The sequence below is a fragment of the Streptomyces sp. NPDC048248 genome, from assembly GCF_043201875.1.
Classification (GTDB): Bacteria; Actinomycetota; Actinomycetes; order Streptomycetales; family Streptomycetaceae; genus Streptomyces.
Map to the genome: position 1 here is coordinate 168,963 of NZ_JBICZL010000005.1, position 20,878 is coordinate 189,840.

At 69.9% G+C, this 20,878-nt stretch carries 15 protein-coding genes; 6 read left to right on the top strand and 9 right to left on the bottom strand.

Going from position 1 to position 20,878, the window contains the following annotated elements:
- Nucleotides 1–160 precede the first annotated feature (160 nt).
- Entirely contained in the window at nucleotides 161–1,060 is a 900-nt protein-coding gene (locus ACGFZW_RS12165; RefSeq protein WP_393892985.1) for an LLM class flavin-dependent oxidoreductase, read from the bottom strand.
- Between the two features lie 154 nt (nucleotides 1,061–1,214).
- On the opposite strand from ACGFZW_RS12165, the gene ACGFZW_RS12170 reads away from it, so the two are divergent.
- A complete protein-coding gene (locus tag ACGFZW_RS12170) occupies nucleotides 1,215–2,363 on the top strand; it encodes an HAD hydrolase family protein (protein WP_393892986.1) in 1,149 nt (382 codons plus the stop codon).
- Nucleotides 2,364–2,479: 116 nt separating this feature from the next.
- Here ACGFZW_RS12170 and ACGFZW_RS12175 read toward each other — a convergent pair whose 3' ends face one another.
- From ACGFZW_RS12175 to ACGFZW_RS12195, 5 genes are all read right to left on the bottom strand, one after another.
- Nucleotides 2,480–3,727, bottom strand: coding sequence for a peptidoglycan DD-metalloendopeptidase family protein (locus tag ACGFZW_RS12175; RefSeq protein WP_393892987.1), 1,248 nt, complete (start codon nucleotides 3,725–3,727; stop codon nucleotides 2,480–2,482).
- Between the two features lie 320 nt (nucleotides 3,728–4,047).
- Nucleotides 4,048–5,727, bottom strand: coding sequence for a GAF domain-containing sensor histidine kinase (locus ACGFZW_RS12180; protein ID WP_393893270.1), 1,680 nt, complete (start codon nucleotides 5,725–5,727; stop codon nucleotides 4,048–4,050).
- Nucleotides 5,728–5,831: 104 nt separating this feature from the next.
- Entirely contained in the window at nucleotides 5,832–9,620 is a 3,789-nt protein-coding gene (gene cydD / locus ACGFZW_RS12185) for a thiol reductant ABC exporter subunit CydD (RefSeq protein WP_393892988.1), read from the bottom strand.
- Nucleotides 9,621–9,683: 63 nt separating this feature from the next.
- Complete coding sequence (gene cydB, locus ACGFZW_RS12190; protein ID WP_393892989.1) at nucleotides 9,684–10,685, bottom strand: cytochrome d ubiquinol oxidase subunit II; 1,002 nt, start codon at nucleotides 10,683–10,685, stop codon at nucleotides 9,684–9,686.
- A 9-nt stretch (nucleotides 10,686–10,694) separates the two neighbouring features.
- On the bottom strand, nucleotides 10,695–12,203 hold the full coding sequence (locus ACGFZW_RS12195) for a cytochrome ubiquinol oxidase subunit I (RefSeq protein ID WP_393892990.1): 1,509 nt from the start codon (nucleotides 12,201–12,203) through the stop codon (nucleotides 10,695–10,697).
- A gap of 226 nt (nucleotides 12,204–12,429) precedes the next feature.
- On the opposite strand from ACGFZW_RS12195, the gene ACGFZW_RS12200 reads away from it, so the two are divergent.
- Nucleotides 12,430–12,798 carry a cyclophilin-like fold protein gene (locus ACGFZW_RS12200; protein ID WP_393892991.1) on the top strand — a complete coding sequence of 123 codons (369 nt, stop codon included), beginning with the start codon at nucleotides 12,430–12,432 and terminating at the stop codon, nucleotides 12,796–12,798.
- 53 nt (nucleotides 12,799–12,851) lie between these two features.
- Here ACGFZW_RS12200 and hisC read toward each other — a convergent pair whose 3' ends face one another.
- On the bottom strand, nucleotides 12,852–13,931 hold the full coding sequence (gene hisC / locus ACGFZW_RS12205) for a histidinol-phosphate transaminase (protein WP_393892992.1): 1,080 nt from the start codon (nucleotides 13,929–13,931) through the stop codon (nucleotides 12,852–12,854).
- A gap of 401 nt (nucleotides 13,932–14,332) precedes the next feature.
- Here hisC and ACGFZW_RS12210 point away from each other — a divergent pair, with 401 nt between their 5' ends.
- The 4 genes from ACGFZW_RS12210 (at nucleotide 14,333) to ACGFZW_RS12225 (ending at nucleotide 18,834) form a co-directional block, all read left to right on the top strand.
- On the top strand, nucleotides 14,333–15,433 hold the full coding sequence (locus ACGFZW_RS12210; protein WP_393892993.1) for a LacI family DNA-binding transcriptional regulator: 1,101 nt from the start codon (nucleotides 14,333–14,335) through the stop codon (nucleotides 15,431–15,433).
- Nucleotides 15,434–15,661: 228 nt separating this feature from the next.
- Nucleotides 15,662–16,834 (top strand): metallophosphoesterase, encoded by a 1,173-nt coding sequence (locus ACGFZW_RS12215; protein ID WP_393893271.1) that lies wholly within the window; start codon nucleotides 15,662–15,664, stop codon nucleotides 16,832–16,834.
- Between the two features lie 211 nt (nucleotides 16,835–17,045).
- Nucleotides 17,046–17,936, top strand: a complete 891-nt coding sequence (locus tag ACGFZW_RS12220; protein ID WP_393892994.1) for a hypothetical protein — start codon at nucleotides 17,046–17,048, stop codon at nucleotides 17,934–17,936.
- A 382-nt stretch (nucleotides 17,937–18,318) separates the two neighbouring features.
- Entirely contained in the window at nucleotides 18,319–18,834 is a 516-nt protein-coding gene (locus ACGFZW_RS12225; RefSeq protein ID WP_393892995.1) for a hypothetical protein, read from the top strand.
- Nucleotides 18,835–19,106: 272 nt separating this feature from the next.
- Here ACGFZW_RS12225 and ACGFZW_RS12230 read toward each other — a convergent pair whose 3' ends face one another.
- A complete protein-coding gene (locus tag ACGFZW_RS12230; protein WP_393892996.1) occupies nucleotides 19,107–19,556 on the bottom strand; it encodes a hypothetical protein in 450 nt (149 codons plus the stop codon).
- Nucleotides 19,557–19,730: 174 nt separating this feature from the next.
- Nucleotides 19,731–20,342 carry a hypothetical protein gene (locus ACGFZW_RS12235; protein WP_393892997.1) on the bottom strand — a complete coding sequence of 204 codons (612 nt, stop codon included), beginning with the start codon at nucleotides 20,340–20,342 and terminating at the stop codon, nucleotides 19,731–19,733.
- Nucleotides 20,343–20,878: the final 536 nt, after the last annotated feature.

Consider the following 20,878-nt stretch of genomic DNA (forward strand, 5'->3'; position numbering starts at 1 on the left):
TCCTATATATGGGATAAAGCCCAGGCCAGCGGGCTGCAGGGCGGTGTCCCGGCGGGGTGCCGGGCCGGACGGGCGGCTCACCCGGCCGCGCGCCTCGCCGAGCGCCCCGGCCGCACGCCTCGCGAGCGAGCGGTCCGCCGAGCGGGCGCGGCGGGCGCGGCTACTCGCCGGCCAGCTGCGCCGTCCCCTCGGTGGCGATCCGCTCGAAGACCGCGAGATCGGCCTCGAAGACCGAATCCGCGATCGGCCAGTGCAGAACGATCTCGTCGAAGCCCAGCTCGGCGTAGGAGCCCGCGAAGTCGACGAAGGCGTCCACCGAGTCCAGCGGCCGGTCCGCGGTGAAGCCGGCCAGCATGATCTTGCGCAGTTCGCCGGGCTCCCGGCCGATTTCCGCGCACGCCTTGCCCAACCGCTCGATCTGCCCGCGGACGGCGTTCCTGGAGTCGGCCGCTGTGCCGCCCTCGGCGACGACCTTGGGATCGCCCGTCGTCACCCATGCCTGGCCGTGGCGCGCCGCCAGCTTCAGACCGCGCGGCCCGGTTGCCGCCACCGCGAACGGCAGCCGGGGCCGCTGCACGCAACCGGGGATGTTGCGCACCTCGTGTGCGGAGTAGTGCGTGCCCTCGTGGGAGACGACGTCCTGGCTCAGCAGCTTGTCCAGCAGGGGCACGAACTCGGCGAAGCGGTCCGCCCGTTCCCGCGGCGACCACTGCTCCTGGCCGAGCGCGGTGGCGTCGAAGCCGTTGCCGCCGGCACCGATGCCGAGGGTGATCCGGCCGCCGCTGATGTCGTCCAGCGAGATCAGTTCCTTGGCGAGGGTCACCGGGTGCCGGAAGTTCGGGGAGGTGACGAGGGTGCCCAGGCGCATCCGCGAGGTGGCGGCCGCGGCCGCGGTCAGCGTCGGTACGGCGCCGAACCAGACCTGGTCACGAAAGCTCCGCCAGGAGAGGTGGTCGTAGGTGTACGCGGCGTGGAAGCCCAGCTCCTCGGCGCGCTGCCACACCGCCCTTCCGCCTTCGGACCAGCGGCGGACGGGGAGGATCACGGTGCTCAGTTGCATACCTCCGAGCCTACGGCGGCGCGGGCGCGCCCCGTCCCCTCACCGGACGGCACCCCCCGCGCCCCGGGCACGGCGGCCACCGGCCACGGCCCCCGAAGGCTCATGCGCGCGCCCCACCGCACGCCTGTGCACGCGCGTACGGGAAGATGACCCGGTGACTGATGCCGCTGCCACACCACCCCGGGCGCCCGAGCCGGCCGTTGCGCCCCGGCTGATCGCCACCGACCTCGACGGCACACTGCTGCACGACGACAAGACGGTCTCCGACCGGACGATCGCCGCGCTCGCCGCCGCGGAGCGGGCCGGCATCGAGGTCTTCTTCGTCACCGGCCGCCCGGCCCGGTGGATGGACGTGGTCAGCGACCATGTGCACGGCCACGGCCTGGCGATCTGCGCCAACGGCGCGGCCGTCGTCGACCTGCACCGCGGCCGCCGCATCGTGGAGGTCAGCCCGCTGGAGCGCGCGGTCGCCCTCGACGTCGTGGACATCCTCCGCAGCGCCGCGCCCGGCACCTCCTTCGCGGTCGAGCGCACCGGCGGCATCCACTACGAGCCGCACTACCCGCCGTTCCACCGCGACCCGGCCGCGGTCATCGCCCCGGCGGAGAAACTCCTCGCCGAGGACTTCGCACCCCCGCCGGCCCCGGAGACCCCCGGGATCGTCGCGACGGGCACCGAGGTGACCGGTATCGACGTGGGCGAGGGCGACACGGCTCAGGACGCCGCCGTCGCGTTCGGTGGCGTACCGGGCGCCGCGCCCGGCCCCGCGGCGACGGGTGTCGACGATATTGCGGAGCCCCTCACCGCCCCCGGCCGCGAAAGTGCCGGCGAGCCGGACGCGGCCGACGGCGGCGTGGCCGCTGTGGTCGTCAGCAGCGTCTCCGGCACCGACACCCTCGCGGGCCACATCACCACCACGGGCCCCGACCAGCCCGTCCTCAAGCTGCTCGCGCACCACCCCGAGATGGACCCCGACGCCTTCCTCACGCTGGCCCGGTCGGCAGCAGGCGCTCTGGCGTCCTTCACCCGGTCCAGCCCCACCGCCCTCCTGGAGATCAGCGGTCCGGGCGTCAGCAAGGCCGGTACCCTCGCCCGCTGCTGCGCGGAGCGCGGTATCTCCCCCGCCGAGGTCGTCGCGTTCGGCGACATGCCCAACGACATAGAGATGCTCACCTGGGCCGGGACCGCGTACGCCATGGCCAACGCCCATCCGGACGTCCTGGCGGCCACCGACCACCGCACGGAGTCCAACAACGACGACGGTGTCGCCGCCGTCATCGAGCGGATCGTTCAAGGGCGTTGAGCCCCGGCGAGGCGCCTGCCCCGCACGGCACGACCCGCCAGGGGTGGGGGACCGGCCGGGCGTACGCCTCCTCGGCCGTATCCCGGGCCCGCGCTGATCCACCGCGGGCCCGCACTTCAGAGCCGCACCCCGTGGCGCCGCAGCCACGACACGGGATCCACGCTCGACCCCAGGCCGGGCGTCCGCCGCACCTCGAAGTGCAGGTGCGGGCCGGTGGAGTTGCCGGTGTTGCCCGAGAGCCCGATCCGCTCCCCGGGGCGCACCCGCTGACCGGGCCGCACCATCGCCGCGGACAGGTGCGCGTACTGCGAGTACAGACCGTTGCGATGGCGCAGGACCAGACTGATCCCGAAGCCGTCTCCGCAGGTCACGCTGGCGACCCTGCCCCCTCCGACGGCTCTTACGGAAGTCCCCACGGGGACCGCGAAATCCTGCCCCGTATGGCCGTCGGCCCAGCGGGTGCCCTCGCCGCCGAACGGCGCGGAGAGTTCGTAGCTCTCCACCGGACGTGTCCAGCGTCCGCGCGGTGCGGCCGCCGGGGCGACGGCCCGCGCCGCATTGGACACCGCGCGCGGCAGCCTGCCGCAGGACCCGTCAAGCGACGCCTCCTGAGCGAGCTGCTGCAACTCGACGCGCGCCGTGCTCAGTCCGCGGTCGGCGTACGTCCGCTCCTCCTGGAGCCGGGCGCTGCGGGCGGTGAGGGTGGCGATGCGGGACGTCGCCGTCGCGCTGTCCGACGCCATCTCGCGGCTCTCCCGGCCCGCGCCACGCAGCCGCGCGGCCAGCGTCCCCTCCCGCTTCTCCGCCTCCGCGAGCACCGAGGCCAGCGACTTTCGCCCTTCGGCAGCCGCCTGACGCACCGTGTACCCGATCATGTTGCCGGTGCGGTACTGCTCGCCCGCGATCGCACCGGCCGACCGGCGCAGTGCCGCGACCAGCCGCTGCTCCCTGAGCAGCGCGGTCCGCAGCCGATCGCGCTCGGCCAGCTGCTCCCGCGCCGCGCGGTGCCCCTCGGTGTACGAGCGGCTCGCCCTCCGCGACACCTCGCCCAGCCGGATCACCTCCAGGCTCACGGCGGCCAGCCGCTCAGCGGGCCCGCGCGGCGCCTGGCTCGGGGCGGAGTGCTGCGGGCCGGTGGCGGGGTCCCCGCCGGGAGCGACCGGTCCGCGGCCCTGGAGGTGGGCGCGTGGACCGGAGAACGGCCCACCGGCCTGCACAACGGTGTCCCCCGAGGCGTCCGCGGTGGGAGCGAGCGGGCCGTCGGCCCGGTAAGGCCCGGCAGGGACGGCGGATGCCCCGGAGAAGCGCGCGCCGGCGCCGAGGACCATCGACACGACCAGGGCGAGTGCCCCCAGCGCGGACATCGCGCAGGCTCCGGCCATACGGCCCCGGATGCGCCGGCGGCGCAGGAGGCCGGGGAGGCGGCGGAGACAGCCGGGACGGCCGCGCCCTGGCCCGCCGGGACCACCGGGCCGCCCGCGGCGCCGGGCCTCGGTACACCTCCGTCTTCGCCACCATGGGTGTCGCCACGCAGATGAACACATAGACCGATAATTGCCTGAAGTCGCCCGGAATCGCCTGATTCAATACTCCTCGGCGCCGACCAAGGCCCCGAACGGCCCAATAGGCACCCAGCCCATGCCCATCGCCTCGGCCTCGCCTGCAGCCGCGTCAGGACGCCCCGTCAGAGCGGGGCTTCCCAGACCACCCGCGTCCCGGCCCCGCCCTCGCCCAGGCCGGGCCCGTACGCACTCGATCCCCCGAGCGCCTCGGCACGCCTGGCGAGGTTCTTCAGGCCGCTGCGGCGGCCTCCGGCCGGGATGCCGATGCCGTCGTCGGCGACCGACAGCCGCACACCGTCGGTCCCGTCCGGCAGGGTGACCGTCGCATCCACGGTCACCTCGATACGGGTGGCCTGCGCATGCCGGAAGGCGTTCGACAGCGCCTCGCGCACCGCCGCGATGAGGTTCTTCCCGGTCAGCTCGCCGACCCGGGAATCGACCGGGCCGACGAAGTGTGCCGACGGCTGGAAGCCCAGCGGTACGGCGGCCGTACCGACCTCCCGCAGCACCCTGGTCCGCAGCCCGGACGGCGCCTCCGCAGGCCCCTGTTGCAGTGCGAAGATCGCGGTACGGATCTCCTGGATGGTGATGTCCAGCTCGTCGACGGCCGTACCGATGCCCTCGCTCACCTCGGGGACCACGGCCTTGCGCTGGGCGCTCTCCAGCATCATCCCCGTCGCGAACAACCGCTGGATGACGAGGTCGTGCAGGTCCCGGGCGATCCGGTCGCGGTCCTCGAAGACGGCCAGCCGCTCCCGGTCCCGCTGGGCGTCGACGAGCACCAGTGCCAGCGCCGCCTGGGCCGCGAACTGGGTGGCCAGGGTCCGTTCGGCACCGGTGAAGGGGCGGGCACCTCGGTGACGGGGCGTGGCGAGCGTGCCGAGCACCCGACCGCCGCTCCTGAGCGGCAGCATCATGCTGGGACCGAAGCGCGGCGCGATCGCCGTGATCATGCGCGGGTCGGTGGCCGAATCGTCCATGAACACCGGCTCCCCCGCCAGGAGTTGCTCGGTCACCGGGCTTTCGGGCGGAATCCGCGTCCCCAGGATCCCGGCGGGATCGTCCGCCGAGACGGCGACGATCTCCAGGCCGCCTTCGTCGTCGGGCAGCAGCACGATGCCGGCGGCGGAATCCGCCAGCTTGCGCGCCTGCTCCGCGACGACCGCGAGCGCGTCGTCCACATCGCTGCCGGCGAGGAGTTCGGTGGTCACCGCGACCGAACCGTCGATCCACCGCTCGCGCTGCCGGGTCAGTGCGTAGACGCGAGCGTTGCCGATGGCGATACCCGCTTCGGTGGCCAGCACCCGCACCATGTGCAGGTCCTCCTCGCTGAACTCCCCACCGCCGCGCTTCTCCGTCAGATAGAGATTGCCGAAGATCTCGCCCTGGACGCGGATCGGCACGCCCAGGAACGTCCGCATCGGCGGGTGCCCCGACGGCAGCCCGGCGGAGCGCACGTCCTGGCCGAGATCGGCGAGCCGCAGCGGCTTCGGGTCGTGGATCAGCGCGCCGAGCAATCCCGTGCGGCCGTCGGGCAGCGCGGCGATCCGTTGCCGCTCCTGCGGGCTCACGCCGTATGTCACGAAGTCCGAAAGCCCCTCGCCTGCGTCGTCGATGATCCCGATCGCGGCGTACCGGGCATCGGCGAGCTCCGCCGCCGTCTGCGCGATCCGGTCGAGCGTCACATGCAGGTCGAACCCGGCGCCGACCGTACGCATCGCCTCCAGCAGCTGCGGCAACCGGGCGGTCAGCTCCAGGGACAGTCCCCGCAGACTGCGGGTGGCTTCGGTGGCGGCTTCCATCGGGTCCGCACCCGTGCCGCCCCCATTGCCCGTCGGATCCGAGGGTTCTTCCGTGACTGCCATGCCCTGAGCCTAATAAGGGCCCATTTCTGACGAAAGTCCAGTTATGCGGGGAACGCCGGCACGGGGTCTGCTGTGGACGGCTCGGGACCGAGCGGCGCCCCGGGAAGGCCGTGGGCCGCGTCCACCGCCCGCTCGCGCTCCAGCATCCGCCGGAACGGGCCGTCGGCTACGGCCAGCTCCGCGTACCCACCGCTCTGCACCACCCGGCCGCGATCGAGCACCAACACCTCGTCCACGGCGTCGAGACCGGTGAGCCGGTGGGTGATCAGCACCGTCGTACGCCCCTCCGTCGCGGCCAGCAGATCGGTGGTCAACGCGTCGGCGGTGGCCAGGTCGAGGTGTTCGGCAGGCTCGTCCAGGACGAGGACCGGGAAGTCCGCGAGCAACGCGCGGGCCAGCGCGAGACGCTGCCGCTGCCCACCGGACAGCCGGGCGCCGTGCTCCCCGACCATCGTGTCCAGACCGTCGGGCAGGCCGCGCACCCAGTCGGCGAGCCGCGCCCGGCCGAGCGCGTCCCACAGATCCTGGTCGGCGTCGCCCGCCGGTTCCCCGACCCCTCTGGCCGCCGTGTCCGCGGCGGCGACGGGGGCCCGGCCGTCCGACGCCGGCGCCGAACGCCGACGGGCGAGCTTGAGGTTCTCCCGCAGCGAGCTGTCGAAGAGGTGCGCGTCCTGGGCACACAGCCCCACCAGGCGACGAACCTCGTCCCCGGCCATGGCCTGGGCATCCGTACCGCCCAGCGTGTACGTCCCCGCCTCCCGGTCGAGGAAGCGCAGCAGCACCTGCGCGAGGGTGGTCTTGCCGGAGCCGGAAGGACCGACCACGGCGATCCGCCGCCCGGCCTCCAGGGTGAACCCGACACCGTCCAGCGCGAGCTCCGCCCGGCCGGGGTGGCGCGCGGTCAGATCCGCCACCGCCAAAGGGAACGGGGAGTCCGGAGCGGCCACCGGGGCGACCGGCTCCCGCACCGGCTCCGGCGCGTCCAGCACCTCGAAGATTCGCTCGGCGGCCCGCCGGGTGCGCTGGCGGTACTGCACCGCCAGCGGCAGCCCCGTCACCGCCTCGAACGCGGCGAGCGGGGTGAGGACCACCACGGCAAGCGCGACCCCGTCGAGCCGTCCCGCGTGCACCGCCTGGACGCCCACCACCGCGGCCGCCGCGACGGTCAGCCCGCACAGCAGCGCGGAGAGACCGGCGCCGACACCGGCAACTCCGGCCGAGCGGGACGCGATCCGCGTCAGCTCACGGTCCGCCCGCCGCACCGCGGCGACCCGGCCGGCGACCGCACCTGCGACCGTCAACTCGGCGGTGCCGGTGAGCAGTTCGACGACGCGAGTGGCCAGCACACCGCGGGAAGGCGCCAGTTGCCGCTCCGCGCGGCGGGCCAACGCTCCCGACAGCACCGGCACGCCCGCGCCCGCGAGCAGCAGCCCGACGGCGAGAATCGCGCCGGCCTCCGGCAGCAGCCACGCGGTGAAACCGACGGCGCCGGCACCGACCAGCACCGCCGCTCCCACCGGCAGCAGCCAGCGCAGGAAGTAGTCCTGGACCGCGTCCACATCGGCCACCAGGCGCGACAGCAGATCGCCGCGGCTGCGCTCCTTGAGCCCGGCCGGCGCGAGCCGCTCCAGCCGGCGGAAGACGGCGACCCGTACATCGGCGAGCATCCGGAAGACCGCGTCGTGGGCGACGAGCCGCTCGGCGTACCGGAAGACGGCACGCCCGATACCGAACGCCCTGGTCGCCGTCACCGCCACCGCCAGATAGAGCACCGGCGGCTGCTGGGCGGCGCGCGAGATCAGCCAGCCGGAGGTCGCCATCAGGCCCACCGCGCTGCCCAGCGCGAGGCTGCCGAGCAGCAGCGCGAGCGCGAACCGCGCCCGACGGGCACGGGCGGCACGCCGCAGCCGGTTCAACGCCGAACCGCGCTCAGGAACCACGGCCTCTTCCGAGCCTTCGGCGACGATCGCTGGGGAGACGGTGTCGGTGCCCGCCGCCGGACCGGCTTCCGGACGGGGCTGCGGCACCGGCCCGACGTCGGGGTCGGCGGCGGGCGCGGCAGGCACCGCGCCCTCACCGGCTGCCGCGCCGTGCTCGCCGGCGGCGTCCTCCGCCGGGTCCGGCAGCCGCACCGTGCGGTCGGCCACCGCCAGCAGCGCCGGCCGGTGCACGACCAGCAGGACCGTGCGGCCCACCGCCAACCGCCGGACGGCCGCCACGACAGCCTCCTCGGTCTCGCCGTCCAGGTTCGCGGTCGGCTCGTCGAGCAGCAGGATCGGGCGGTCCGCGAGAAACGCGCGGGCGAGGGCGAGGCGCTGGCGCTGGCCTGCGGAAAGACCGGCGCCGGCATCACCGAGGCGGGTCGCAGGGCCGTCGGGGAGGGCGTCGATGAAGTCCAGGGCCCCGGCGTCCGCCAGAGCGGCCCGTACCGCGGCGTCGTCCGCATCCGGGCGGGCCAGCCGCACGTTCTCGGCGATGGTGCCCGCGAAGAGGTGCGGGTGCTGCGGCACCCAGGCGATCCGCTGCCGCCAGCTCTCGGGAGCGAGGGACGCGATGTCCCGGCCGTCGACGAGGGCCCGGCCCTCGGACGGCGTGGTGAAGCCCAGCAGCACGCTCAACAGCGTGGACTTGCCGGCACCGGAGGGCCCGACCAGAGCGACGGTCTCCCCCTCCCCGACCTCGAACGAGGTCGCGGGGAGCGAGGCGCCCCTGCGCCCGGGATGCCGCACGACCAGCCCCTCGACGGCAAGGGCCGTGCCCTCGGGCGCCGGCGCGGTGCCGGGTTTCGGCAGCGGCGTCTCCAGCACGGCGAAGATTTCCTCCGCGGCCGAGAGCCCCTCGGCCGCGGCGTGGTACTGCGCGCCCACCTGCCGCAGCGGCAGATACGCCTCGGGCGCCAGGACCAGCACCATCAGGCCGGTGTAGAGGTCGAGTTGACCATGCACCAGGCGCATCCCGATACCGACCGCGACCAGCGCAACGGAAATGGTCGCGAGGAGTTCGAGGGCGAAGGAGGAGAGAAAGGCGATGCGCAGCGTACGGAGTGTGGCCTGGCGGTATTCGCTGGTGATGGCCCGGATGGAGGCGGCCTGCGCCTTGGCGCGCCCGAAGACCTTGAGCGTCGGCAGTCCCTCGACGACATCGAGGAAGTGGCCGGACAGGCGGGAGAGCAACCGCCATTGACGGTCCATCCGCGCTTGGGTGGCCCAGCCGATCAACACCATGAAGAGCGGGATCAGCGGGAGGGTGAGGACGATCGTGAGCGCGGAGATCCAGTCGCCGGCGACGATCCTGGCCAGTACCGCGATCGGGACCACGACCGCCAGGCCGAGCTGCGGGAGGTAGCGGGCGAAGTAGTCGTCCAGGGCGTCGATGCCGCGCGTGGCGAGGGTGGTGAGTTCGCCGGTGTTCAGCTCCGATGTGCTGTCGGACGGACCGTCGGCCCTGGCCCCAGGGCCCTTCTCCGCATCGGCGCCGTCCGGACCGGTCTGCCCACGGCGGAGGGTCGCGCCCGGCCCGAGCCGCGCCACGCGCTCGATGAGCCGGGTTCGCAGTTCGGACTTGACCGCCGCGCCGGCCCGGTGCGCGGCCAGTTCGGTGAGCCAGGAGACCAGCCCCCGGCCGACGGAGACCGCGGCGAGCAATCCGAGCGGTGTGCTGAGGTCGCCGAGATCGAGGTCGTGCCGGAAGGCACCCACCACGATCTCGGCGATCAGCATGGCTTGACCGACGACCAGGCCCGCTCCGGCAAGCCCGAGCACCACCACCGCGACAAGGAAGACGCGGGTGGCGCGGGCGTATCGAAGGAGCCGGGGGTCGACCGGTTTCACGTGAAACCTTCCATCCTGCCGTGCCCGCCCCGAGGGGCGGACACCGTTACGGGAGTCGTTCAGCTAGTGGGCGTCGGCGATGTGCTGGGTCCCGATCCGCTTGCGGAAGACCCAGTACGTCCACCCCTGGTAAAGCATCACGACCGGCGTGGCGATGCCTGCGCACCACGTCATGATCTTCAGGGTGTAGGGGCTGGAGGCGGCGTTGGTGACCGTGAGGTTCCAGCTCTCGTTCAGCGAGGACGGCATGACGTTCGGGAAGAGCGTCAGGAACAGCATCGCGACCGCGGCCACGATGGTGATCCCGGAGAACGCGAACGCCCAGCCCTCACGCCCGAGCTGATTGGCCCCGAGCGCCGCCACCAGCGCGACCACCGCGACGATCATCGCGATCAGGCTGCTGCCGTCCCCCTTGTCCACCTGGGTCCACGACAGGAAGCCGACCGCGAGCACGGTGGTGACCAGCCCGAGGACGGCCGCCATCCTGCGCGCCCGTTCCCGGATGTCGCCCACCGTCTTCAGCGAGGCGAACACCGCGCCGTGGAAGGTGAACAGGGTCAGCGTCACCAGCCCGCCGAGGATCGCGTACGGGTTCAGCAGGTCGAAGAGGCTGCCCACGTACTCCTTGTGAGCGTCGATCTTCACGCCGCGCACGATGTTGCCGAAGGCGACACCCCACAGCACCGCGGGACCCAGCGAAGTCCAGAAGATCGCCTGTTCCCAGTTCCGCTGCCAGCGCTCCTCGGTCCGCTTGACGCGGTACTCGAAGGCGACCCCGCGCACGATCAGGCAGACGAGGATGAGCAGCAGCGGCAGATAGAAACCGGAGAAGAGGGTGGCGTACCACTCGGGGAACGCCGCGAAGGTCGCTCCGGCCGCGCTGAGCAGCCAGACCTCGTTGCCGTCCCAGACCGGGCCGATGGTGTTGATCAGTACGCGCTTCTCCCGGCGGTCCCGGGCGAGCAGCTTGGTGAGGACGCCGATTCCGAAGTCGAATCCTTCGAGAAAGAAGTACCCGGTCCAGAGGACGGCGATGAGAACGAACCAGACGTCGTGGAGTTGCACGGTCGCCTCCTAGTACGAGAAGGCCATCGGCCGGTCGGCGTCCGTGGTGTCGCCGCCGATCTTGGTGGGCGGGTTGAGGTCGGAGTCGGAGAGCTCCTGGGGTCCGGCCTTGATGTACTTCACCAGCAGCTTCACCTCGACCACGGCGAGAATCGCGTAGAGCGACGTGAAGACGATCATCGAGGTGAGCACCTCCCCCTGCGAGACCCCTGGCGAGACCGCGTCGGAGGTGCGCAGCACGCCGTAGACGACCCAGGGCTGCCGTCCCATCTCGGTGAAGATCCATCCCCAGGAGTTGGCCAGGAGCGGGAAGCCGAGCGTGACGAAGGCGAGCGACCAGTACCACTTGGTGAGGCGGGGGCCGAGCTCCCTGTGCTTGGTCAGCGCGAGGCGCGGTGGCTCCTCGTCCCCCGTACGCAGCCCCGGCGCGAGCCAGAACTTCTTACGGGTCAGCCAGAGCCCGGCCAGCCCGATGGCGAAGGACGACATGCCGAAGCCGATCATCCAGCGGAAACCCCAGTAGGCGACCGGGATGTTGGGCCGGTAGTCGCCGGGCCCGAACTTCTGCTGTTCGGCCCTGTTGACGTCGTTGATGCCGGGGACCGGCGAGGAGAAGTCGTTGTGGGCGAGGAAGGAGAGCACGCCGGGGATCTCGATGGCGACCTTGTTGTGTCCCTTGTCGACATCGCCGTAGGCGAAGACCGAGAACGGCGCCGGCTTCTCCGTCTCCCAGAGCGCCTCGGCGGCGGCCATCTTCATCGGCTGCTGCTTGAACATGACCTTGCCGAGGGAGTCACCGCTGATCGCGGTGAGCACGCCGGCGATGACGAGGGTGATCAGGCCCAGCCGCAGCGACGTCCGCATCACCTTGACGTGCTTCTTGCGCATCAGGTGAAACGCGGAGATACCCACCATGAAGGCGGCACCGGTGAGGAAGGCCGCGGTCAGCGTGTGGAAGACGACGACGAGGGTGGTGTCCTGGGTCAGCACCTTCCAGAAGTCGGTCAGCTCGGCGCGGCCGTTGGAGGCGTTGTACCTGTAGCCGACCGGGTGCTGCATCCAGGAGTTCGCCGCGAGGATGAAGTAGGAGGACAGGATGGTGCCGATCGAGACCATCCACATGCAGAAGCAGTGGATCTTCTTCGGCAGCTTGTCCCAGCCGAAGATCCACAGTCCGATGAAGGTGGACTCGAAGAAGAACGCGATGAGGGCCTCGAAGGCGAGCGGGGCACCGAAGACGTCCCCGACGAACCGCGAGTAGTCGGACCAGTTCATGCCGAACTGGAACTCCTGGACGATGCCGGTGACGACACCCATCGCGATGTTGATCAAGAACAGCTTGCTCCAGAACTTGGTGGCCTTGAGGTACTTCTGCTTGCCCGTTCGCACCCATGCGGTCTCGAGTCCGGCCACCAGAGCGGCGAGGGAGATCGTCAGGGGGACGAAGAGGAAGTGGTAGACGGTCGTGATGCCGAATTGCCATCGCGCCAGAGTCTCTGGCGCCAACGCCAGTTCCACGTCGTTCTCTCCTTACATCGCCGTTGCACTACGGCACTTTGCCCCTGTTTGCGCAGGACGAAGCAGCACAAAAGCAGCGAGCTTGTGAACGCGTTCACATTCACAAGCAATTATCTCCCACACCCCCGAAACCTTGCACAGGGGGGGTACGTGACTGCGGTCACGTAGGAATCCATGGCGCGCACCCCCTTCCCCCGAGCTTCAACATATTGTTGAATTCGGCGCCATGGAGATTCGCTTTTCGTGGCCCGCGGGCCAGCTGACCGCCACCCTCGACGACACCCCGACCAGCAAGGCGCTCGTCGCCGCCCTGCCGCTCCAGGCCACCGCCCACACCTGGGGCGAGGAGGTCTACTTCGACACCGGGCTCACCCCCGCGCTGGAGGCCGGCGCCCGTCAGGTCGTCGAGCCCGGCACGGTCGCCTTCTGGACCGAGGGCAACGCACTCGCCCTGCCCTACGGCCCCACCCCGATTTCCCTGGGCGACGAATCCCGCCTCGCCTCCCCCTGCAACGTCCTGGGCCGCGTCGACGGCGACCCGCGCCTGCTCGCCACCGTCCGCAGCGGCGACCCCATCCGGGTGGAAAAAGCCTGAGGCCGCAGGTCAGCGACTGCTGACCGACGGCCTCAGGAGTGCGCCGGGTGCGCTCAGAGCATCTTGCGGAACTCCTCCGCGGCCTGCAGGAACATGTCCATCGCAGCGCTCTCGCCGATCGTCACGCGCACCCCTTCACCGGCGAACGGCCGAACGACGACTCCGGCCCGCTCGCACGCAGCCGCGAAGTCGGTCGTACGGTCGCCGAGCCGCAGCCACACGAAGTTCGCCTGGGACGCCGGGACCGTCCAGCCCTGCCCCTCCAGGGCGCCGGCGACCCGGGACCGCTCGGCGACCAGCGCGTCCACCCGCTCCATCAGCGCCGCCTCGCTGCGCAGCGAGGCCACCGCCGCCTCCTGTGCCAACTGGCTCACGCCGAACGGCACGGCCGTCTTGCGCAGGGCAGCGGCCACCGGCTCGTGCGCCACCGCGAAGCCGATCCGCAGCCCCGCCAGGCCGTATGCCTTGGAGAAGGTGCGCAGCACGCACACGTTGGGGCGGTCGCGGTAGAGCTCGATGCCGTCCGGCACCTCGGGGTCGCGAAGGAACTCGCGGTAGGCCTCGTCGAGGACCACGAGGACATCGCTCGGCACCCGGTCGAGGAAGGACTCCAGCTCGGCGCGGCGCACCACGGTGCCCGTGGGGTTGTTGGGATTGCAGACGAAGATCAGCCGGGTGCGGTCGGTGACCGCGGCGAGCATCGCCTCCAGGTCGTGGACCTCGCCCGAGGTCAGCGGCACCTGGACGGGCGTGGCCCCGGAGACCTGGGTGATGATCGGGTACGCCTCGAACGACCGCCAGGCGTAGATCACTTCGTCACCGGGCCCGGCCGTCGACTGCACCAGCTGCTGGGCCACGCCCACCGATCCGGTGCCCGTCGCCAGATGCTCCACCGGCACCGAGAAGTGCTCGGACAGCTCGGCCATCAGGGCCGTGCAGGCCATATCGGGGTAGCGGTTGAATGAGCCTGCGGCCGCCACCGCGCTCTCCAGGACACCGGGCAGCGGCGGATAAGGGTTCTCGTTGGAGGACAGCTTGTAGGCGACGGGACCGTCGGCCGCCGCCGGCCGGCCCGGCTTGTAGGTGGGGATGCCGTCCAGCGCAGCACGCAGCTTGGGGGTCTTCTCGCTCACCGCAGGTCCTCCTCGACCGTCCCGCTCGACTCCAATACTGCACACCTTATGAGGATTGCCCCGTCCGGCGGCAGCCCCGGCCCGGCTGCCGGGCCGCGACAAGGCTCACATCCCGGCCGTGGCGCCCCGCGCACACGACTGGGGAGCGCTTCGCCCTCTGTCGCGCGCCGGTGGCTCGCGCCGTGGCGCGCGTCCCCCGTGAAGGTGACTTGAGACCTCTTCGAGATCTGGGGCGATCGACAGGCGAAGTCACCGAATCACACCTTAAACGATCTTCGTACCACGTAACTACCTGCGTTTCAAAGGTATTTGACGGCAGCTCACCTTGCAGAAACGTGCCTTTGAGTAGGTCCTGGAAGTGCCCCTCGACTTGCCTTGTCGAGCCCTACTATCGGCTCGCCATGACAGCAGCAGGGAAGCACCAGGTGAGCCGGTCGACCGGTCGCCGGCTGGGACGCGCGGGCATCCGGGACGTGGCCGCCGCAGCCGGTGTATCGATCACGACTGTCTCCGACGCGCTCAACGGCAAGGGCCGGCTTCCGGATGCCACCCGTAGCCACGTCCGCGAGGTGGCCGAACGGCTGGGCTACCGCCCCTCCGCCGCCGCCCGAACCCTCCGTACCGGCAAGTCCGGCCTCATCGGCCTGACCGTGACCACATACGGGGATGAACCTTTCACCTTCACCGAATTCGCGTATTTCGCGGAGATGGCCAGAGCCGCCACCTCCGCCGCGCTGGCCCGTGGCTACGCGCTGGTCATCCTCCCCGCGACCTCCCGCCACGACGTGTGGTCCAACGTCGCCCTGGACGGCACGGTCGTCATCGACCCCGCCGACGGCGACCCGGTCGTCACCGAACTCGTCCGGCACGGCATCCCCGTCGTCTCCGACGGACGCCCCGGCGGCAGCCTCCCCGTGACCGGCTGGGTGGACAACGACCACGAAGCGGCCGTCCTCGGCCTGCTCGACCACCTCGCCGACGCCGGCGCCCGCCGGATCGGCCTGCTCACGGGCACCACCACCGACACCTACACCCGGCTGTCGACCACCGCCTACCTGCGATGGTGCGAGCGGGTCGGCCAGGAACCGGTCTACGAGTCCTACCCGGCGCACGACCCGCGCGCGGGCGCGGTCGCCGCCGACCGGTTACTGGCCCGCCCGGACCGGCCGGACGCCGTCTACGGACTCTTCGACCCCAACGGCACCGACCTGCTTGCGGCCGCGCGGCGCTACGGCCTGCGCGTTCCGGACGACCTGCTGCTGGTCTGCTGCAGCGAGTCGACGGTCTACGCCACCACCGAGCCGCCCATGACCACGCTCTCCCTCAAGCCGCGCCGCATCGGCACCGCCGTCGTCCAGATCCTCATCGACGCCATCGAAGGGCTCGACAACGGCCGGCCGGTCGAGCAGGTGATACCGACCGATCTGATCGTCCGTACCTCGTCCCAGCGACGGTCCCCTCGGACGACCGTCATCCCCCCGCGGGGCCCGGCCGGCGACTGAGCGTGCTCCGGCGAGCGGCGGAGTGGGCGTACCGGTGACGACCGTGCGCCTCCTTCACCCAGGAAAAAATGGGGCGATCCCGGGATAAATCATCCGGGAATGCCGAGCTCCGGCCGATTGACCACCCCCGGGTGCGTCACAACCCGCGAGCGGCATTCCTATGATGGGCGCACGACACCGCGGACCGCCGTCGACCAGGCAAAGGTCCGAGAGGTGCACGGCGGCGCGATGGTGGAGGGGTCGATGACTCAGGGGGCCAGTCAGGGACCCATGGTGTGGACCATGGCGGGACAGACACCGGCGTCTCCTCCGCCACCCTTGCCGCCCTCCGGTGCGCCGGCCGGGCCGCCTCCGGTGCCGTCCGCCGACCACCCGCTCCAGCAGCCCGCGGGCCCTCCTGTCGCGCCCCCTGCCGCACCCCCCGTCGTGCCGCCCGCCGCCCAGCCGGTGGAGTTGCCCGAGGAGTACACCCCGACGGCCCGTGACCTCCCGGTCATCGGATCCGGCCGTACGGACACCCTCATCGACCAGCCGGCCGCGAGCCACCTCCCCGAGGTCACGCTCGACCCGGACGCGACCGAGGGCATGGGCCCGCTGTACGTCGTCGGCGATGTGCACGGGTACTACGACGAGCTGCGCGAGGCACTCGCCTCCGAGGGGCTGGTCGACGCCGACGGCAGCTGGGCGGCAGGCAATGCCCGACTGTGGTTCCTCGGCGACTTCACCGACCGCGGCCCGGACGGCATCGGCGTCATCGACCTCGTCATGCAGCTCTCCGCGGAGGCCGCGGCAGCCGGTGGCTACTGCAAGGCCCTGATGGGCAACCACGAGCTTCTGCTGCTGGGCGCCAAGCGGTTCGGCGACACCCCCGTCCAGTCCGGCGCCGGTACGGCCTCCTTCCAGGCCGCCTGGCTGCTCAACGGCGGCCAGAAGTCCGACATGGACCGCCTGGAGGACCACCACCTCCAGTGGATGGCCCGCCTGGACGCCGTGATGGAGGAGGACGGGCATCTGCTCGTGCACTCCGACACCACCGCCTACCTCGAATACGGCGACTCCATCGAGGCCGTCAACGACACCGTCCACGACGTGCTCACGCGCAGCGACGCGGACGAAGTGTGGGATCTGTTCCGCAAGTTCACCAAGCGCTTCGCCTTCCGCGACGAGACCGGCTCGCAGGCGGTGCGCGAACTGCTGGACGCCTACGGCGGCACGCGCGTCGTCCACGGCCACAGCCCCATCCCGTATCTGCTGGGCGAGGTCGGCGGGGAAGAGGGCGAGAGCGACGGTGTCACCGTCGACGGCCCGCATGTCTACGCCGACGGCCTCGCCATCGCCATGGACGGTGGCGTCACGATGGCCGGAAAACTGCTGGTCGTTCAACTTCCGCTGGCCGACTGAGCGTTATTCGCGCAGGTCTGCGCCGGGCCGAGGAACTGCGGCGGCCCGGCGGCCGGGGGCGATCCGGTAATGGACTGGCTCAATTTCCGGAAACACCCTGTAACCCCGTGCCAAAAACGCTCTACCATCGGTCTATCCGTAGCAGGCTCTCCTCCGTTTCCGCCCACCGCCCGGCCACGCCGGCCCGTACGGCCCTACGGAGCATCGGGGGATGCACATGAACAGCGCTCCGCACCTGCTGAATGAGGACCGCGAGGAATTCGCGCGGATCCTTGATGACGCGCTGCGTACCGCCGCATGCCGCCCGGACCACCTCGCGTCCGGCGCGGGCAACGACCTCAACACCGAACAGCTGCGCACGATGGCCCTCGGCGCCACCAGCGCCATCGCCGCCTGCGCGACGGCCGAATACCAACGCTATGTGGAACTCCGCACCGCGCTGCGGGCGTCCCCGTCCGCGGTGTCGGCTGTCGCGGCGGATGACCATGAAGGCGCGAAGGACGAGACAGCCGAGGAGCAGGTTCCGGCCACGGACGAGATCGACGCCCCGGAGACGGCGGGCGCGGGGCTGGCCGCCATGATCGCCGTCCTCGCACCGGTTCTCGCCGGCATCGCCGCCATCCTCTTTCTCCTCATCGGCTATGCCCTGCGCGCCTTCGGCCCGGACCAGGCCGCGGCGCGGCCGCTGATCAGCGTGGGCTGGATCTTCGCGGCGCTCACCGCCGCGGGCGCCCTGGTCGCCATGGGCGGTCTCGTCGTCACGGCGCTGCGCAACGGCTCGTCGGCCGCGCACGGCGCGAGAGAGGTCGCGGCGGACGAGGAACTCCACCACGCACACGACGAGTGGCGGCGCGCCCTCCTGGAGCGCGGTCTGCTGCCGTTCCTCCGCGAGGCGCTCACCGACACCGGACCGGGCCAGGACCGCGACCCTTCCCGTTACGTGCCCCGGCAGCACTCCGAGCCCAAGAGCCGCATCCCCACCCTGGGCTACTCCCGTCCCGATTTCACCAGCCCCGACAGCGGGTCGGCCTCGCGCCCCCGTTACTCCAGCCCGGACTTCACCAGCCCCGAATACGGCGGCCCGGACCACGGCCCGGAGTAGCGACCGAGCACGCCGACTTCCGTTCAAACGAAGTCTGATCTTCTTCTGCAGGGCGGGAGCTCTCCAGAACGGCAGCTCCATCAGCCGATGTTCGTACCCCCGTATGGATTCCCTCGTCGATGGCCTCGTCGATTGAGCGGGCAGAGATGCACAAACCGCAAATCTCCACCCGGTATGCAACTTAGCGCGCTTTAATGCCGATTCAGTCCTAGGCTGGAGAGGCAGGGTGTGATGGACGGCAATGACCGCCGTCGGCGGGGCCGCTACGTCTCCTCCGTGCAGAAGATCGCACCCGAGTATCTTCGGGGTCGATTGGGGGTCCCCCATGCAACGAGCAGCGCATTCAGTGCGACAAGCCCGACCGGTGCAGCCCGCTCCATTCGTGCAGCAGATGCAATCCGTTCAGCAGGTGCAATCCGTTCAGCAAGTGGACCGCTACGTGCACGAGAGGCGCGCCACCGACCAGATCTTTGTCGGCTGGGCCCTCTACTTCTTCCTCCTTTCATGGATCACCTTGGGCATCTACCCCCTCGTGATCTTCTATCGCCGGCTGGAGCGCTCAGATCTCTTCAGGGACCGTCGCCTGCACTACTACGGTGCCGTCATCGATTCGTCGAAGCAGTACGCCGAGGAGCGGGGCATGACCGATGCCACGCACGATGACCTGCACGACCTGGAGCACTTCGTCAAAGCGCGCTTCGCGGACGAGCACCGTCCGCTGAGGGTGGGACTGTCGCTCTTCCTGAGTCTGATCACGCTCGGCGTCTACGGATTCATCGCGATCTACCGTCTGATGCGCTTCTGGTGGCAGATCCAGCTCACCGAACAGGACGTGGACGACAAGCTGAGCGCCCAACGCAATACCAGCCGCTGTGCGTGCCAGATCCGTGCCAGATAGGGCGGAAGTCGATCCGGGCTGTGTGCCGACCGGCATGGCTCAGGATGAGGCGATTGGTTCCGCGTGCAGCGCGGGCAGATCCAGGGCCGGCCAAGGATCTCCTCAAGAGGCAGGATTCCGGGTGATCCGGGCAGAGTTGATCCGGATCGCTCGTCTGCTCGCGCGGCGGCTGGTGCATGAAGCCGTGCCGCACCTGTGGATGTGGGCGGCGAACGCTGCCGTTACAACGGGTCAGCCGTTATCGACACAATCGTCCGGAGCCGACTCTCGACTCATGAGTGGCTCTCAAGAGCGGCAGAGACCTTGTGCCTGATCTCTTTTGTCCCGACGACGATGGAGAGGGGGTTTTCAGCGTTCGACGGTTTGATCACGTCGAGCGATCCGCGATACTTTGAAGTCTTGGAGATATTGGGAGAGAAGAATTTCACGACCATGGCATCCTTTCCGCAGGAAATGGATGCCCAAGTGCCATTTGAGCCCTTAGCAGAAGAATTCAAGTAAGGACCGTAGGGGAGGCGCGTGGGCCCGTGGGTGCTATCTGTCGGCCACGCGGTGAGCAGATTGACCGAAAGCCTTTTTTCGTCGCCCTTGCGAGTTGTTGCTAGGCCACACTTCTGCCCTGTGGTGTAAAGAATGATTCGGTCGGGCCCGTTATGGACTTCTCCGATTCTTCTGACCGAGGAATCCTGCTCGGGCAGCGGGTCATCCGCCAGATCGACCACTGGAAGTTGAAGTAGACGTGAAGGCTCGGTGGTGGAGGGCGAGGGGAGAGCGGAATGGGAAGTTCCGCCCTCCCCGGATGTGCACGCGACGCATGCGAGCAACAGGGCAGAGCCGACGGCTGCAAGTTGAGTAAGACGCTTCATCGGCTAATCCCCATTGCGCTGGACGTCAGGTCAGTGTGTCCACTGGTTGAAGCATACGCCGGTGGGCTTCATCCACCATCCAGTCTTTTTGAGCGCTCCGTTGACGTAGGTGTTGATCGTGTACTGGTCGAAGGTGGGATATGCCTCAATGAATCCCATCTTGCCCTTGGGTACCTCGTAGCGGGTCTCTTGCTTGAGGGTGAAGGTATCGTCCGTCGAGAAACCCAGCTTGGCGGCAATGGCACCCTTTGAGACGCCGAACTCGCCACTAGCCTCTGCCTTCATGGACGTTTCGACACTCATGACCAGGGTGGCTTTACCCTTGCCACTCGTCTTCTCAAGCAGTTCGGTGCCGCAGACTTCTTTAGGCCGAGAGTACGTGACTTTGTTGCCACCAGCAGCCTTCAGCCGTGCCGAGGAATTTGCCGGAATCTGCTGCGGAATATTGCGCTTGACCACAGTGTTAGCGCCGGGCTTGAAGTAGCCATCAGCGATTGCGGCATTGGTCCCGACTCGCTCGCTGGCGGTCCGGCCCTGAGGAGCTGCGACGGCGGTGCCGCTTGCGGCGACGCTCAGCAATGCGGCACCGACGAGTACACCGATTCCTGGAGTGCTCTTCAAAACTTCCCCCAAATTTCTCATGTGCCGATTGGTCGAGTCGGCGCATCGAAACTACATGCGGGATCTGGTTGCCGTCAAAGACGAAAATCCGCATAGCGGACGCCAGATTAAGCGTCGCATAGGTGGTGTGGCATGGTTTATGCATTGAAATGGGACACGCCTGTGAATGCAGTAATTTATGGAACCATCCTGTAAGTCTGTTGTTCGGATGGCTGTAGGCGGTCGTGCGAATCGAATGGCTGACACGGCGTGGGTGAGCGTCGTCGAGCCGGGCGCCCGCATCGAGTTGGCTTGCGGCCGTACCGACGTTGGTCGCGTCCCCCACCAATTGCGCCACCTCGTCCGATCGAGTACGGCGCGACGCCGACAGCGACGGTCGGCGAGTGGATCCCATGCAAGAACTTACGCGCCCAAAGCTGGGGCACGATTCAGCCGACGGTGACGGCAACCTTGACGGCAACAATGGCACACGGAAGCCGTCAGTGGCAGACGGTGGTGCACGGGGCGGTTGCCCGGACACGGAAGTGGCACCAGTGTGCCCAAAGCTACGGATCAGG